General features: G+C 63.9%; 14 protein-coding genes. All 14 read left to right on the top strand.

Annotated features, from left to right (window positions below):
* The first annotated feature begins 199 nt into the window (after nucleotides 1–199).
* Nucleotides 200–1,300 (top strand): inositol-3-phosphate synthase, encoded by a 1,101-nt coding sequence (locus tag RX329_RS12645; RefSeq protein WP_317245889.1) that lies wholly within the window; start codon nucleotides 200–202, stop codon nucleotides 1,298–1,300.
* Nucleotides 1,300–1,899, top strand: a complete 600-nt coding sequence (locus tag RX329_RS12640; protein WP_085348981.1) for a histidine phosphatase family protein — start codon at nucleotides 1,300–1,302, stop codon at nucleotides 1,897–1,899. Before RX329_RS12645 ends, RX329_RS12640 begins: the two co-directional genes overlap by 1 nt.
* Nucleotides 1,896–2,999: a glycosyltransferase gene (locus tag RX329_RS12635; protein ID WP_018460366.1), complete on the top strand. Its 1,104-nt coding sequence runs from the start codon at nucleotides 1,896–1,898 to the stop codon at nucleotides 2,997–2,999. The genes RX329_RS12640 and RX329_RS12635 overlap by 4 nt, the downstream gene beginning before the upstream one ends.
* A 2-nt stretch (nucleotides 3,000–3,001) precedes the next feature.
* The gene (locus RX329_RS12630) at nucleotides 3,002–3,811 is read left to right on the top strand and encodes a sugar phosphate nucleotidyltransferase (protein WP_085384001.1); all 810 of its coding nucleotides are present in this window, start codon (nucleotides 3,002–3,004) and stop codon (nucleotides 3,809–3,811) included.
* Nucleotides 3,808–4,575, top strand: coding sequence for a TIGR04290 family methyltransferase (locus tag RX329_RS12625; RefSeq protein WP_085348979.1), 768 nt, complete (start codon nucleotides 3,808–3,810; stop codon nucleotides 4,573–4,575). Before RX329_RS12630 ends, RX329_RS12625 begins: the two co-directional genes overlap by 4 nt.
* The gene (locus RX329_RS12620) at nucleotides 4,572–5,525 is read left to right on the top strand and encodes a beta-xylosidase (protein ID WP_085348978.1); all 954 of its coding nucleotides are present in this window, start codon (nucleotides 4,572–4,574) and stop codon (nucleotides 5,523–5,525) included. Before RX329_RS12625 ends, RX329_RS12620 begins: the two co-directional genes overlap by 4 nt.
* A complete protein-coding gene (locus RX329_RS12615; RefSeq protein WP_085349003.1) occupies nucleotides 5,513–6,718 on the top strand; it encodes a phosphopentomutase in 1,206 nt (401 codons plus the stop codon). Before RX329_RS12620 ends, RX329_RS12615 begins: the two co-directional genes overlap by 13 nt.
* Before the next feature lie 209 nt (nucleotides 6,719–6,927).
* On the top strand, nucleotides 6,928–8,040 hold the full coding sequence (locus RX329_RS12610) for an NAD-dependent epimerase/dehydratase family protein (RefSeq protein ID WP_085361001.1): 1,113 nt from the start codon (nucleotides 6,928–6,930) through the stop codon (nucleotides 8,038–8,040).
* Entirely contained in the window at nucleotides 8,040–9,104 is a 1,065-nt protein-coding gene (locus RX329_RS12605; RefSeq protein WP_085360999.1) for a GDP-mannose 4,6-dehydratase, read from the top strand. The genes RX329_RS12610 and RX329_RS12605 overlap by 1 nt, the downstream gene beginning before the upstream one ends.
* A complete protein-coding gene (locus RX329_RS12600; RefSeq protein ID WP_085384000.1) occupies nucleotides 9,101–10,387 on the top strand; it encodes a TIGR04295 family B12-binding domain-containing radical SAM protein in 1,287 nt (428 codons plus the stop codon). Before RX329_RS12605 ends, RX329_RS12600 begins: the two co-directional genes overlap by 4 nt.
* Complete coding sequence (locus RX329_RS12595) at nucleotides 10,384–11,487, top strand: glycosyltransferase family 4 protein (protein WP_085360995.1); 1,104 nt, start codon at nucleotides 10,384–10,386, stop codon at nucleotides 11,485–11,487. Before RX329_RS12600 ends, RX329_RS12595 begins: the two co-directional genes overlap by 4 nt.
* The gene (locus tag RX329_RS12590) at nucleotides 11,484–12,614 is read left to right on the top strand and encodes a glycosyltransferase (protein WP_085360994.1); all 1,131 of its coding nucleotides are present in this window, start codon (nucleotides 11,484–11,486) and stop codon (nucleotides 12,612–12,614) included. The genes RX329_RS12595 and RX329_RS12590 overlap by 4 nt, the downstream gene beginning before the upstream one ends.
* Nucleotides 12,611–13,699 (top strand): glycosyltransferase, encoded by a 1,089-nt coding sequence (locus RX329_RS12585; protein WP_085364612.1) that lies wholly within the window; start codon nucleotides 12,611–12,613, stop codon nucleotides 13,697–13,699. Before RX329_RS12590 ends, RX329_RS12585 begins: the two co-directional genes overlap by 4 nt.
* A complete protein-coding gene (locus RX329_RS12580; protein ID WP_085360992.1) occupies nucleotides 13,696–14,820 on the top strand; it encodes a glycosyltransferase in 1,125 nt (374 codons plus the stop codon). The genes RX329_RS12585 and RX329_RS12580 overlap by 4 nt, the downstream gene beginning before the upstream one ends.
* Nucleotides 14,821–14,826: the final 6 nt, after the last annotated feature.

Raw genomic sequence — 14,826 nt, 5'->3', positions numbered from 1 at the left:
CCACCAACCCGCCCGGGATTCTATCCCAAGTTAAGCGCGCGAGATTTTTTCGGCCGGAATCCGACGTGAGGCGGACATAGTGCAGTGAGTTCAGGAACGAACATACGTTCCCCACGTTCGCCGACGTACTTACGTCAACACTGCATCTCTTCAACACTGCATGCCTTAACGCTGCACGTCTTCCGGAGGGCCTCTAGCCATGCATTCTCGTCTTCAGGACAGGCGGCGCGTGCGCGTCGGCATCGTCGGTGTCGGCAATTGTGCGAGCTCCTTCGTTCAAGGGCTCTCCTATTACCGGGACGCCAAATCGAATGAGCCGGTGCCTGGGCTGATGAACGCCGATCTCGGCGGCTACCACATCAGCGACATTCAGGTCGCGTCGGCCTTCGACGTCCATGCCGGCAAGGTCGGACGCGACGTGGCCGAGGCGATCTTCGCAGCGCCGAACAACACGCACCGCTTCTCCGACGTCGCCCCCACCGGCGTCATGGTCCAACGCGGCCCCGTCATGGACGGCGTCGGCCATTATCTCAAGGACGCCGTCCCGATTGCGGATGTCCCGGAAGCCGACGTCTCCGAAGTGCTCGCGACCTCGCGCACGGACGTGCTTGTGTCCTATCTTCCCGTCGGCTCGCAGCGTGCGAGCGAATTTTACGCCGCGCGCGCGATCGAGGCCGGCTGCGGCTACGTCAATTGCATCCCCGTCTTCATTGCCTCGAATCCCGACTGGCGGCGGCGTTTCGAGGATGCAGGCCTGCCGATCGTCGGCGACGACATCAAGAGCCAGGTCGGCGCCACCATTCTGCACCGTGTGCTCGCCAATCTCTTCCGTGAACGCGGCGTACGGCTGGACAGAACCTACCAGCTCAACGTCGGCGGCAACACCGATTTCAAGAACATGCTCGAGCGCGAGCGGCTGACATCAAAGAAGATCTCCAAAACCCAAGCCGTAACCAGCCAGTTCGACGTGCCCATGGATGCCGATAATATCCATGTCGGCCCGAGCGACCATGTGCCGTGGCTGACCGACCGCAAGCTGGCCTTTATCCGCCTGGAGGGCACCACGTTCGGCGGTGTTCCCTTGAGCGCGGAAGTCAAGCTCGAAGTCTGGGACTCCCCGAACTCGGCGGGTGTCGTGATCGACGCGGTCCGCTGCGCCAAGCTCGCCATGGACCGCGGGCAGGCCGGCGCGCTGACGGGCCCCTCGAGCTATTTCATGAAGTCGCCGCCTCAGCAGTTCACGGACGAAGAGGCCGGACGGCGAACGCGCGCCTTCATCGACGACAAGGCGTATACCTGATGGCGAAGATCATTCATCTGATCCGCCACGGGCATCATGCCCTGCTCGGCCGCACGATCTGTGGCCGGATGAAGGGCGTAGAGCTCGATGATCTCGGCTGCGAGGAAATCGCGCGATGCGCCGATACTTTCACGCCCCCGCCGAGCATGGTTCAGTCGAGCCCGCAGCGGCGCTGCATGCAGTCGGCCTGCATCCTGGCGGCGCGCTTCGGCTTGCCGGTCGAGATCGTGCCGGCACTCGACGAGCTCGACTACGGCGAATGGACCGGACTGTCGTTCGAGGCGCTCGCCCGGGATCCCCGCTGGTCGCGCTGGAACGAACAACGCGGAACGAACCGCCCGCCGGGGGGCGAAAGCATGCGGTCGCTTCAGAAGCGCGTCGTCGCCCATCTGGAGCAGCTGCGCAACGATCATGGTAGCGGCACCGTCGTCGTCGCCGTCAGCCATGCCGAACCGATCCGCGCGGCGCTGCTGCACTATTCCCGGAAAGAGCTCGACGACTTCCTCTCGATCGAGATCGACCCCGGCAGCGTCAGCACCCTCAGCGTGGACAATCGCGGACTCAAGATCACCGGGATCAATCAGCGGGTGCCAGCGTGAAGATCGTCATTTTCGGCCTGACAATTTCCTCGTCCTGGGGCAACGGTCACGCCACCCTGTGGCGAGGGCTTTGCAAGCATCTCGCGCGAGCCGGCCACAGCGTCGTCTTTTTCGAGCGCGACGTGCCCTACTACGCGGGCGCGCGGGATTTGCACGAACTGCCCGGCGGGCAATTGCGACTGTTCTCGAACTGGGACGATGTGCTGCCTTTGGCGCGGAGCGAAATTCGTGATGCAGATGTCGCGATCATAACGTCCTATTGTCCCGACGCGATCGCCGCGACAGAGCTTGTCCTGTCCGAGGGTCGTGCGGTGCCCGTGTTCTATGACCTCGACACGCCGGTCACGCTGACGAAGCTGATGGCCGGCGAGGCCGTTCCCTATATCGGGCCGCGCGGCCTGCGGGATTTCGCCCTGGTCCTGAGCTTCACCGGCGGCTCCCGCATCTGCAACGAATTTCGCGACAGGCTCGGCGCCTGCAACGTCCGCCCGCTCTACGGACACGTCGATACGGACATCCATCGGCCGGTGCCGTCGCAGCCGCATTACCGTGCGGATCTGTCCTATCTCGGCACATATTCGCAGGATCGCCAGCGCGCACTCGAGGCTCTGTTCGTCGAACCCGCACGTAACAGGCAGGATCTGCGCTTCCTGATTGGAGGTGCACAATATCCGGAAGATTTTCCCTGGTCGCCAAACATCTACTTCGTGCAGCACTTGCCGCCGTCGGAGCACGCGGCGTTCTTTGCGTCATCCCGGCTGACACTCAACGTCACGCGCCGCGCCATGGCCGAGATGGGCTGGTGCCCCTCCGGCCGCCTGTTCGAAGCCGCTGCCTGCAAGGCCCCGCTGCTCAGCGACGACTGGCCGGGACTCGATGAATTCTTTGTACCTGGGCAGGAGATCCTGATCGCATGCGATGCGAAGGACACGCTTGCTGCGTTGACGATGGCCGACGCCGAGCTTCAGCACATTGCCGGGCGCGCCTATGAACGGACCATGGATCAGCACACATCCGACAAGCGCGCAGCCGAACTGATTTGGCTGCTCGAGCAGACGGCATCGCTCGGCGCGCGCCGACAGCAACCCGAGGAGGCCTGATCATGTGGGGCATCGTTCCGGCCGCGGGCCGCGGCAGCCGCATCCAGCCGCTCGCCTTCTCCAAGGAGTTGCTTCCGGTCGGAAGCCAACGGGACGACGGCATCGACCGTCCGTGCGCCGTCTCCGAATATCTGCTGGAGCGGCTGATCCTTGGGGGCGCCGACAAGATTTGCTTCGTGATCTCCCCCGGCAAATCGGACATCCTCGAATATTTCGGCGATCATTATGGCAGCGCCCAGCTCGCCTATGTCGTGCAGCCCGATGCGTCGGGGCTGTGCGATGCCGTCTTCAGGGCGGGCACGGTCGTTGGCCACGACGAAGACGTCCTGGTCGGCCTTCCGGATACCGTATGGTTCCCAAAGGCGGCCCTGCAGGCGTTGCCGGCCGCCGACCTGTCGTTTCTGCTGTTTCCGGTCGAACATCCCGAGTTCTTCGATGCCGTCGTGCTCGACGGCGATCGCGTCACGGAGATCCAGGTCAAGCAGCCGGATGCGGCGTCGAAATGGATATGGGGCGCCTTCAAGATGTCCGGCCACGGATTTCGCGAGCTTCAGTCGTTGTGGACGAAGCGCGACCGCCGCGATGAATATTTCGGGACGCTCGTCAATGCCTACATCGCGGGCGGCGGCCAGGGTCTCGGCGTCAAGGCCGGCGAATCCTATGTCGACGTCGGCACCATCGATGGCTACCGGACGGCAATGGCGTTGCTCGCGGAAAGCTCCGCCGGGAACGGACGCTCTCGACTGCTGGCCGGCGGTTCGCCGGAGGCAATCCGCCCTGCCTCCGCAATGAACAATGGAGTGACCGCATGAGCAGAGGCGCCCTCTCCCGCGAGGAAATCCGCCAGCGCGTCGATGCGCTCGGGCCATGGTTTCACAATCTGGACCTGAACGGCGTGCCGACAGCGCCTTCACACTTTCTCGGCGACTATCCCAACGTGAAATGGCGCCGCTTTTCCGGGATCATTCCGGACCGCCTCGAAGGCAAGACCGTGCTCGATATCGGCTGCAATGCCGGTTTCTACGCCATGGAGATGAAGCGGCGCGGCGCCGAGCGCGTCCTCGGCCTGGACACCGACGACGAATATCTCGCGCAAGCCCGCTTCGCGGCCGAGGTGAACGGGCTCAGGATCGAATTCCGCAAGATGTCAGCCTATGATGTCGGCCAGCTGCGCGAAAAATTCGATCTCGTGATCTTCATGGGCGTGCTCTACCACCTGCGGCACCCTCTGCTGGCACTCGACCTGATCCACGAGCACGTGGCTGGCGATCTCCTGCTGTTCCAGTCGATGCAGCGCGGCGACAGCCGCGTGGATTCCCTCGACAAGAACTATGACTTCTGGACCACCGATCAGTTCGATTCCCCGGGCTATCCAAAGCTGCACTTCATCGAGAACAAATATGCCGACGACCCCACCAATTGGTGGGTGCCGAACCGCGCCTGCGCCGAAGCCATGCTGCGCAGCGCCGGCTTTGCGATCGCGGCGCATCCGGAAGAGGAAGTCTATCTCTGCAAACGGGTGACAAGGCCGCAGGCGGAAGGTCCGGTTTATCCGTCGCGGGAGACTGGCCGATGATCGAAGCCGCCAAGATCTGGAACGAGCCCAACAACAAGTCGCACTGGGACATCCTGATCGATCCGGATTGGACCATGTTCGCGAGCCTGTCGCTCGCTGCCGGAAAGGCGATCCGCAGCGCGCATCCCACACTCCCACGTGTGCTTGGCGGCATATCGCCGATCGATCCGTCCTTCCTGCGCAACATGCAGGCGCGCGGCGTACTCGATCATGTCGATGCCGTGGCCGTGCACGGCTTTCCGCTGGACTGGAACCTGTGGCAGATCGCGGAATGGCCGGCCAAGATCGACGAGATCAAGGCCGTCACCCCGCTGCCTGTTTGGGTCACGGAGGTGGGAGTCTCGTCTTTCGGCGCCGAGGAGGTGCAGGCTTGGGGCCTGACCCGAACGGCGGAGTTGTTGATCGGCCGCGCTCCGCGCATTCACTGGTACAGCCTCTACGATCTGCCTTCGAGTTGGGAGGCCACGACCCGGCACAAGGAGGCTGAAGGTTCATCCTACTACAGGCATTTTCACATGGGCCTGCTACGCGAGGACGGAACGCCGAAAGCCTCGGCGGACCTGTTCGCCCAATATGCACCTGCGATGGGCCTGTGCCAGTGGTTTCACTTCGAGGACCACCGCCTCGACGACGCCGTGCGCTGGATGCGCCGGCTGGGCGTGCAGCATCTCAGGACTGGCCTGTCCTGGGCCGACAGCTTCCGTCCCAATGCGCTCGACTGGTTCGATCGGCAGATGGACGCGCTGGCCGAGTTTCAGGTCACGGTGACCTTCTGCTTCACCCCGGAACATCGGGGTATCGAGCCTCATCACACCAGCCCGCCGCTCGACGTGAACGAGTTCGCCGAGTTCTGCGCGCAGATGGTCGAACGCTATTGCGCGAAAACCGGGCTCGCGCCGTCCGCAGCGTCTTCGCGCCCGGCCATCTCGGAGCCGACATGCGCGCCGTGATCCTGGTGATGGACTCCGTCGGGATCGGCGCCGCGCCCGATGCCATCAATTACGGCGACGAGGGTGCCGATACCGTCGGCCACATTGCCGAGATGTGCATGGCCGGCAATGCCGACGGACCGCACCGGGAGGGGCCGCTTCAGCTTCCCAATCTGGTTGCGCTCGGCCTTGGCCAGGCTTGCCGTCTCGCCACCGGGCGCGTGCCGCCGGGGCTCGATGGCCCAACTGAGCATGCGCGATTTGGCTGCGCGAGCGAGATCTCCAAAGGCAAGGACACGCCCTCGGGCCATTGGGAGATCGCCGGCGTGCCGGTGCCATTCGACTGGGGCTATTTTCCAAGAACCAAGCCATGCTTCGCGCGCGACCTGACGGAGAGCCTGTGCGAACAGGCTCGAGTGCCCGGCATCCTCGGGAACTGTCACGCCTCCGGCACGGAGATCATCGCCGAATTCGGCGAGCGTCACATCAGAACGGGCGAACCGATCTGCTATACGTCGGCCGACAGCGTGTTTCAGATCGCAGCGCACGAGGAGACGTTCGGTCTCGAACGCCTCTATGAGGTCTGCCGTGTTGCACGCCGACTGGTCGACCCCCTCAACATCGGGCGCGTCATCGCACGCCCCTTCATCGGGACGTCGGCAGGTGACTTCAAGCGAACAGCGCACAGGAAGGACTTCTCCGTCCCCCCGCCGGAGCGAACGATCCTCGATCTTGCCGAGAGCGCAGGCCGTGACATCGTAACGATCGGCAAGATCGACGACATCTTCGCCCATCGCGGCACCGGGAGGAACCTGCGCGGCGATGGCAACCAAGCGCTGTTCGATGCCACGTATGATGGGCTGGCCTCTCTCGCGGAGGGCGGGATGTTGTTCGCCAATTTCATCGATTTCGACACGCTGTACGGCCATCGCCGAGATGTGGCAGGCTATGCAGCGGCGCTCGAAGCCTTCGATGCGCGAGTTCCGGATCTTTTGAACCGCCTGCGCGAGGATGATCTCCTGATCATCACGGCTGATCATGGTTGCGATCCGACCTGGAGCGGTACCGATCACACGCGGGAACAAGTGCCGGTTTTGGCGTGGAGCGCGCGGTTAACTTCTCCGATCGGCAAGCGCGCCGGATTTGCGGACATCGGCGCGACGGTCGCGAGCCATCTCGAGCTGCAGGCACCGGGTCACGGCGTGTATTTTTAGCCTGCTGCACCGCGCAGATTCACCTGGGTTATTGATCCAGGTTAGAGAAATTTTCGTTTGTAGGTTTCGCAGGAACGAACATTCCTTGCACCGCTTCTACTTCCAAATGTGACTGGCGCGCCGGTCGCTCGACCAGAACAGCAGCGCGCTTTCATTCTCATCACGGATTGATCCCGCAGGATCGATCTTACGGCGGCACGGAGCGGTGAATGACGCGAGTATTGATCACTGGAGGTGCGGGATTCATCGGATCGCATGCAGCGGACGAGCTGCTCGCGGCCGGCTACGAAGTCCGCCTGCTCGACAATCTCTCGCCGCAGGTCCACGGAGGCAACCGCCAGCGTCCCGCCTATCTTGCCAAAGACGCGGAGCTCGTCGTCGGTGACGTCACCGACGCTCTCGCGGTCGATCATGCGTTGCGCGGCACCGACATGGTCCTGCATCTCGCATCAGCGGTCGGCGTCGGCCAGAGCATGTATGACATCGAACCCTACGTCAGAACCAACGAGCTCGGTACCGCCGTGCTGTTGCAGGCACTATCCAAGCGCCCGGTCGCGCGGCTCGTGGTGGCCTCGTCCATGAGTATTTACGGCGAGGGCCTTTACCGGAGCGCCGATCAGAGCGTGGTCGCCTGCGAGGAGCGGGCTGTCGAGCAGCTTCGCCGCGGCGATTGGGAGCTGCGCGATGCCGCTGGCAACCCGCTCGATCCCGTCCCTACGCCGGAGACAAAGCAGCCTTCGCTGAGCTCGATCTATGCGCTCAACAAATATGCGCAGGAGCGCATGTGCCTGATCACAGGCAAGGCGTATGGCATTCCGACGGTGGCGCTACGCTTCTTCAATGCGTTCGGGCCACGTCAGGCCCTGTCCAATCCGTATACCGGCGTACTGGCCATCTTCGCCGCCCGGCTGCTCAACGGCCGTCCTCCCCTCGTGTTCGAGGATGGCCGGCAGCGCCGCGACTTCGTCCATGTCCACGACGTCGCCCGCGCCTGCCGGATGGCGCTGGAGGCGGAGCATGCGCAGGACGTCTTCAACGTCGGCTCTGGTCAGAGTCGCACCATCTTGTCGGTCGCGGAGGATCTGGCCGAAGTCATGGGGCGCCGCGACATTGCGCCCGAGCTGACGCGGAAATATCGCGCCGGGGACATCCGGCACTGCTTCGCCGACATGGGAAAATCCCGCGACGTGCTCGGCTTCGAGCCTCGCGTCGCATTCAGGGACGGGCTCGAAGAGCTGGCGGAATATCTCGCCGACCAGATCGCCGACGATCAGGCGGAGCGAGCCACCAAGGAGCTGCAGCAACGAGGATTGGTCGCGTGATGAGTGAACGAGACAACAGACCCGTCCTGATCACCGGCGGCTGCGGGTTTATCGGCTGCAACCTCGCCGACCGCCTCGCGGAGCGCGGCGAGCCGGTGCTGATCCTGGATAACCTCGCCCGCGCCGGCGTGCGGGAGAATGCGCAGTGGCTGAAGTCCCGGCATGGCGACCGGGTCACAATCACCGTGGCCGACATTCGCGAGCCGATCCCGGTGATCGACGCCGTACGCGAAGCCCGCGCCGTGCTGCACTTGGCCGCCCAGGTCGCCGTCACCGACAGCGTGAGCGATCCGGCCGCCGATTTCGAGATCAATGCGCGTGGCACATTGAACGTGCTCGAAGCCGTGCGCCTCCACAACAACGCCGCACCGATCGTGTTCGCCTCGACCAACAAGGTCTACGGACGCCTGATCGATGATGGCGACATCGCGCTCACCGGCCGCCGCTACACGCCGACAAGCGGCCTGCTGGCGGCCGGCATCTCGGAAAATGCGCCGCTCGACTTTTACAGCCCCTATGGATGCTCCAAGGGAACGGCGGATCAATACGTCCACGACTATGCGCGGGTCTACGGCCTCCAGACCGTGGTAATGCGCATGAGCTGCATCTACGGGCCCCGTCAATTCGGCACCGAGGATCAGGGTTGGATCGCGCATTTCCTGCTCAGCGCTATCCGCAGCAAAGAGCTGACGATCTATGGCGACGGCCATCAGGTCCGCGATGCGCTTCACGTCTCCGACGCGGCCGCGGCCTGGCTCGCCGTGCTCGATGGCATCGCGCTCGCCCGTGGGCGCGTATTCAATCTCGGCGGTGGTCCGGCCAACGCGATCAGTCTGCTGGAATTGATCGACCGCATCACCGACCTGACCGGCCGCAAGGTGGCCTATCGCTTTGCCGATTGGAGGCCCGGCGATCAGCCCTGGTACGTGACCGACACGCGCGCGCTCTCCAGCGCGCTCGGCTGGGCACCTCAGATTTCATTCGCAGATGGACTCCGATCCCTTCACACCTGGCTGGACGGCCGGTTCGGATCGTCACAAGACAACCGCGAGGCGCTCGCATGACGCGTGTTGCCCTCATCAACCCAAACTGGGACTTTGGCGGCAGCATCTATTTTGGCTGCCGATCGCCTCACCTTCCGCTCGAACTGGGGATCTCCGAGCACTACCTGAAGGCGGCCGGGCACAAGACGCTGCTGCTCGACGCCCACATGTTTGACCTTTCTCTCACCGAGATCGAAGCCGAGCTGCGCGCGTTCGGCCCCGACCAGATCGTCATCACGACAGCGCCGACCTATCTGTTCTGGCGCTGCGCCCCTCCCGAGCTCCGCGTTCCGCAGGAGCTTGCGATGGCGGTGCGCGACTTGGCTCCGATCCTCATCGCGGTGGGCCCCCATGGCTCGACCGTGCCAAGGGCGGCGCTTCGAAAGCTCGGCACCGACATCGTCGTGATGGGCGAGTGCGAGGCGACCTTGCTGCGTCTAGCCAATGGCGAACGGGACTTTCCGGGCTTGTGCTTTGCCGATGGCGCATCGCTCCGCGTCAATGGCGGCCCGCAGGCCGTCGCGTTCATGGATCAGCCGCCGCTCGACTGGCCGGAGGAGATGATCCGGCGACACCACCATCACCATCACCGCTTCGAAGCCGAGCCGCAGGCGCCAGGCGCCGAGGTCGAATCATCCAGGGGATGTCCGTACAGCTGCACGTTCTGCGCCAAGGAGAACTTTCGCAACGCCTACCGCAAGCGGCCCCCCCTTATCGTTCTCGAAGAGATCGACGGTCTGCGCCGTCAAGGCATCGAATATGTCTATTTCATCGACGAGATTTTCCTTCCGAACGCGGAGCTGCTGGAAGGGCTGACCACACGCGGACTGAAGTTCGGGGTGCAGACCCGCATCGACCTTTGGAAGCCGGACATGCTGGCTCTGCTCGGCCGCGCCGGCTGCGTCTCGATTGAAGCCGGCATCGAAAGCCTCACCGTCGAGGGTCGCGCCGCGCTCGCCAAGAACTGCAAGATGACGACCGACCAGCTTGCCGAACGGCTGGTCGAAGCGCGCCGTCACGTTCCTTTCGTCCAGGCCAATTTGATCGAAGTCCCCGAGGACGATGACCCCATCGTGCAGCGCTGGCGCCGCACCATGCAGGATGCCGGCATCTGGGCCAACGATCCGGTCCCGCTGTATCCCTATCCCGGGTCGCCGGATTATCGAAAGCTGTGGGGCGAGCCTGACGATTTCGCCTGGGAGCGCGCACACCGGCACTATCTCGCGATGTTCGACCAGTTCAGCGACGTGCAGAACGATCGCCCGGTCCCGCTCGAGGCTCTCGAACTGCAGGTGGCATCATGAGCCGCAGCTCGCAGCTCAGAATCCTGATGACGACCGATACTGTCGGAGGCGTCTGGACCTACTCGTCCTCACTTGCTTCGTCCCTTGCTGCGAAGGGCGCCGACGTCACCCTGGTGATGATGGGTCCGCGCGCGCGGGCCGGCCAGCTTGAGATGCTGCGTGGCTCGCGGGTCCGCCTGATCGAAACGGACCTTGCGCTCGAATGGCAGGACCCGGAAGGACAAGATCTGGCCCAGGCCAGGCGCGTCCTTGCGAAGCTCGAAGCCGGAATCCGGCCTGACGTCATTCACCTCAACAGTTTTCGCGAGGCGGCCTTCGCCTGGCGCGCTCCGGTGGTGGTCGTCGCGCATTCCTGCGTCAACTCCTGGGGGCTCGCCTGCCGCGATACGAGCTGGCTCGGCGAACCGAAATGGCGCCGCTACACCGAACGGGTGACGGCCGCACTCGACACGGCACAGGCCTGGGTTTGTCCCAGCCAGTCCTTCCACGATGACATTGCGGAAATTTATCGGCCTCGCTCGCGCGGCATCGTGATCTGGAATGGAATTGGCCCTCAGGGCTTTGCGGGACGGAAGCAAGACGTGATCTTTGCGGCGGGCCGGATCTGGGACCGCGCCAAGAACATCGAGGTCCTGGCGGCTGCAGCGCCTGGGCTGGACTGGCCCGTTCAGGTCGCGGGCCCGGCGGATGAGTGCCCTTCGGCTTCCGTCACCTGGCTCGGGCATTTGCCTCACGAAGTCATGCGCGCGCATTTGCGGCAGGCCGCCATCTTCGCCAGCCCCGCGCTCTATGAGCCGTTCGGCCTCTCCGTTCTGGAAGCCGCGGCGGCGGGATGCGCTCTCGTCCTGTCCAACATTCCGACTTTCAGGGAATTGTGGAGCGGGGCCGCGCTCTTCGTCGATCCCACCGACAGCAAGGCGCTGCATCGAGCGCTCGCAGGTCTGTGCACCGACGATCGCGAGCGGGTGAGGCTGCAACGTGCCGCCTTTGAGCATTCCCTGACCTACTCGCTGACCCGAACCACGAGCGCCTATCTCAGCCTCTACGAGGAGCTGCTTGCCGTCCATCACGCGCCTGCCCCCATGGAGGTACGCGCATGAAATGCGTTCTATTCTATCACGCGTTCACCTCCTGCTGGAACAACGGCAATGCCCATTTCGTGCGCGGTTATGCCCGCGAACTTCACGCGCTCGGTCACGAGGTCGTCGTGTTCGAGCCGATCGACGGCTGGAGCCGATTGAATGCGATCCGCGAGGGTGGCAGTCAGACGATGGAGGATATTCCAACGCTGTTTCCCGGCATCGGCATCCGCCGCTACGACGCCTCCCTTGATCTCGATGAGGCATTGCACGGCGCCGATCTCGTCATCGTCCACGAATGGAATTCGCCTGATCTGATCGCAGACATCGGATCGAGACGGGCTCACGGCGCGCCCTTCACGTTGCTGTTCCACGACACCCATCATCGCGCCGTCAGCGCACCGGACGAACTCGCGCAGTTCGACCTCGACGGCTTCGACGGTGTGCTCGCCTTCGGCGAGGTCCTTCGCCAAATATATATGAAGCTCGGCTGGGCGGACCGAGCCTTCACCTGGCACGAGGCGGCCGACATCGCCCTGTATCATCCGCTGCCGCATATCGAGCGCACCGACGATGTCGTCTGGATCGGCAATTGGGGCGACGGCGAACGCAGCGCCGAGCTCAACGAATTTCTGGTCGAACCCGTGGCCGAGCTGAAGCTGCGCGCGGGCGTCTATGGCGTCCGCTATTCGGACGCAGCCCTCGCGACCATTCAGGCGGGGGGCATTCGGTACGGCGGCTGGCTGCCCGCACACTGGGCTCCCATCGCTTTCGCCGGCGCACGCGCGACTGTCCACGTCCCCCGCGGTCCCTATGTCCGCTTGCTACCGGGCATTCCGACCATTCGCATCTTCGAGGCGATGGCGTGCGGCATTCCACTGGTCTCGGCCCCCTGGTCGGACGCGGAAGGCCTGTTCCCGGAAGGTGCCTATCTCAGCGCCTCCGACGGCACCGCAATGAAGCGGGCGCTTCGTGCGCTCCTCGATGACCGGGAATTATGGTCAGCCACGGTGGAGACTGGACTCCGAGCGATCAAGGAGCGTCACACCTGCCGTCACCGGGCGGAGCAGCTTGTCGGCATCGTGCAGGACCTCAGGGCTTCAAGCCAAGCGACACAGCCCCTGCGATACATCGGAGCCTCCGCATGAAGATCTGCTTCTTCGGATCCAGCCTCGTCTCATCCTACTGGAACGGTGCCGCCACCTATTACCGCGGCATGCTGAAGGAGATTGCGGCCCTCGGCCACGACGTCACATTCTTCGAGCCCGATGCCTTCGAGCGCCAGGCCCATCGCGACATCGACGATCCCGACTGGGCGAAGGTGGTGGTCTACGCCGCGACGCCCGAGGGCTGGCGTAGCTCGCTTGAGGAAGCCGCCCGCTCGACCGACATGCTGGTCAAAGCCAGCGGCGTCGGCGTCTTCGATCGGGAGCTGGAGAACGCGGTCGCCGACATTCCGTCGAATGCAATGCGCATCTACTGGGACGTCGATGCCCCCGCGACGCTGGAGTCCGTGACGGACAATCCAGACCATCATCTGCGCCATGTGATCCGATCCTACGACATGGTTTTGACCTATGGCGGCGGCGATGCTGTCGTATCCGCTTATCGCGGCATCGGCGCGCGAGACTGCGTGCCGATCTACAATGCGCTCGACCCCGCCACGCACTTTCCGGCGCCGCCCAATCCGCACTTCACGTGCGATCTGAGCTTGCTGGCAAACCGCCTCCCGGACCGCGAGCAGCGCGTCGAGCGGTTCTTTCTCGACGTCGCGCGCCAATTGCCCGACAAAACGTTCGTGCTCGGTGGATCGGGGTGGGACTCCAAAGACACGCCATCCAATCTGCATAAGGTCGGGCATGTCGGGACCGGCGACCACAACGCGTTCTTCGGCTCCGGTCTGGCTACGCTGAACGTCAATCGCGACAGCATGGCGCGCTACGGCTTCTCGCCGCCAACGCGCGTGTTCGAGGCCATCGGTGCCGGAGCCTGCCTGATCACCGACCAGTGGGACGGCATTGATCATTTTCTCGAGCCAGATCGCGAGGTGCTGGTGGCCGCGAGCGGGGCGGAGGTCGCAGAGCATCTTGCCGCACTGCGCCCCGAGCGGGCTCAGGCGATCGCAGCGCGCGCTCGTGCGCGCATTCTGAGCCATCACACCTACCGGCAGCGCGCCCGCCAGTTCAACGATCTCTTTGCCGCAAGCAGTTCGCGAATCGAGGCAGCAGAATGAACCTCACCATCGTCGTCGTCGGTCTTTCGGTTACTTCGTCCTGGGGCAACGGTCATGCCACGACCTATCGCGCCCTGATCGAAGCCCTGGCACGACGAGGTCACCACGTCACGTTTCTGGAACGCGACGTTCCCTGGTATCGCGAGCATCGTGATCTTGCCAAGCCTTCCGGTTGGACTGTCGAGCTTTACCAATCCTTGAAGGACATCCCGCAGCGTTTCGGAAAGATGATCCGGGATGCCGATCTGGTGGTCATCGGCTCCTACGTGCCCGACGGCATCGCGATCTCCGAATGGATCACGACCCACGCCCGGGGGATTACTGCCTTCTACGACATCGACACGCCTGTCACGCTTGCGAAGCTCGAGCAGGGCCTGGACTATCTGTCCGCGGCGATGATCCCGCGCTTCGACCTTTACCTGTCCTTTGCCGGCGGCCCGGTGCCCGGCATGATCGAGGAGAACTATGGCAGTCCGCTGGCTCGGGTGCTGTATTGCAGTGCCGACACCGACATCTACGCGCCGCAACGCGCGGAGAAGAAATGGGCACTTGGCTATCTCGGAACCTACAGCGAGGACCGGCAGCCGGTTCTGGAGCAGCTGCTGCTCGCCCCTGCTCGCACTCTCTCACGCGAGCAATTCGTCGTCGCCGGCGCGCAATATCCCGATGAGGTGGTCTGGCCCGCCAATGTCGCCCGGATCGAGCACCTCACGCCCAAACATCATCCGGGATTTTACGCAGAGCAACGCTTTACGCTAAACGCCACCCGCGCCGACATGCGCGCGCTCGGCTTCTCGCCCAGCGTTCGGCTGTTCGAAGCGGCCGCGTGCGGCACGCCCCTCATCTCGGACCGGTGGCCTGGAATCGAGACCGTCTTCGAGCCCTCCCGGGAAATCCTGCTCGCATCGAGCCCCCGCGACGTCGTGGAGATCCTGCGCGACATGCCCGAGGAGCAAAGGCGCACGATCGCGGAAAACGCACGGCGCCGCGTTCTGGCTGACCACACCTCCGACCATCGCGCCCGGCAAGTCGAGACCTACTACGCCGAGGCGTCGGTCCGCCGCCGCCGGAAAGCCCCGCAACTTCCCGCCTCGCGTCCCATGCAGGTCGCTCAAATCTGAAAGGCA

Origin of the sequence: Bradyrhizobium sp. BWC-3-1, assembly GCF_032917965.1 — a bacterium.
Classification (GTDB): Bacteria; Pseudomonadota; Alphaproteobacteria; order Rhizobiales; family Xanthobacteraceae; genus Bradyrhizobium; species Bradyrhizobium canariense_D.
This window is presented reverse-complemented; position numbering and strand designations above follow the sequence as displayed.

What these genes read in the sequence shown, in the direction of transcription:
- RX329_RS12645 (WP_317245889.1), top strand. Translation starts at nt 200, where the DNA reads ATGCATTCTCGTCTTCAGGACAGGCGGCGCGTGCGCGTCGGCATCGTC.
- RX329_RS12640 (WP_085348981.1), top strand. Translation starts at nt 1,300, where the DNA reads ATGGCGAAGATCATTCATCTGATCCGCCACGGGCATCATGCCCTGCTC.
- RX329_RS12630 (WP_085384001.1), top strand. Translation starts at nt 3,002, where the DNA reads ATGTGGGGCATCGTTCCGGCCGCGGGCCGCGGCAGCCGCATCCAGCCG.
- RX329_RS12625 (WP_085348979.1), top strand. Translation starts at nt 3,808, where the DNA reads ATGAGCAGAGGCGCCCTCTCCCGCGAGGAAATCCGCCAGCGCGTCGAT.
- RX329_RS12620 (WP_085348978.1), top strand. Translation starts at nt 4,572, where the DNA reads ATGATCGAAGCCGCCAAGATCTGGAACGAGCCCAACAACAAGTCGCAC.
- RX329_RS12615 (WP_085349003.1), top strand. Translation starts at nt 5,513, where the DNA reads ATGCGCGCCGTGATCCTGGTGATGGACTCCGTCGGGATCGGCGCCGCG.
- RX329_RS12610 (WP_085361001.1), top strand. Translation starts at nt 6,928, where the DNA reads ATGACGCGAGTATTGATCACTGGAGGTGCGGGATTCATCGGATCGCAT.
- RX329_RS12605 (WP_085360999.1), top strand. Translation starts at nt 8,040, where the DNA reads ATGAGTGAACGAGACAACAGACCCGTCCTGATCACCGGCGGCTGCGGG.
- RX329_RS12600 (WP_085384000.1), top strand. Translation starts at nt 9,101, where the DNA reads ATGACGCGTGTTGCCCTCATCAACCCAAACTGGGACTTTGGCGGCAGC.
- RX329_RS12595 (WP_085360995.1), top strand. Translation starts at nt 10,384, where the DNA reads ATGAGCCGCAGCTCGCAGCTCAGAATCCTGATGACGACCGATACTGTC.
- RX329_RS12590 (WP_085360994.1), top strand. Translation starts at nt 11,484, where the DNA reads ATGAAATGCGTTCTATTCTATCACGCGTTCACCTCCTGCTGGAACAAC.
- RX329_RS12585 (WP_085364612.1), top strand. Translation starts at nt 12,611, where the DNA reads ATGAAGATCTGCTTCTTCGGATCCAGCCTCGTCTCATCCTACTGGAAC.
- RX329_RS12580 (WP_085360992.1), top strand. Translation starts at nt 13,696, where the DNA reads ATGAACCTCACCATCGTCGTCGTCGGTCTTTCGGTTACTTCGTCCTGG.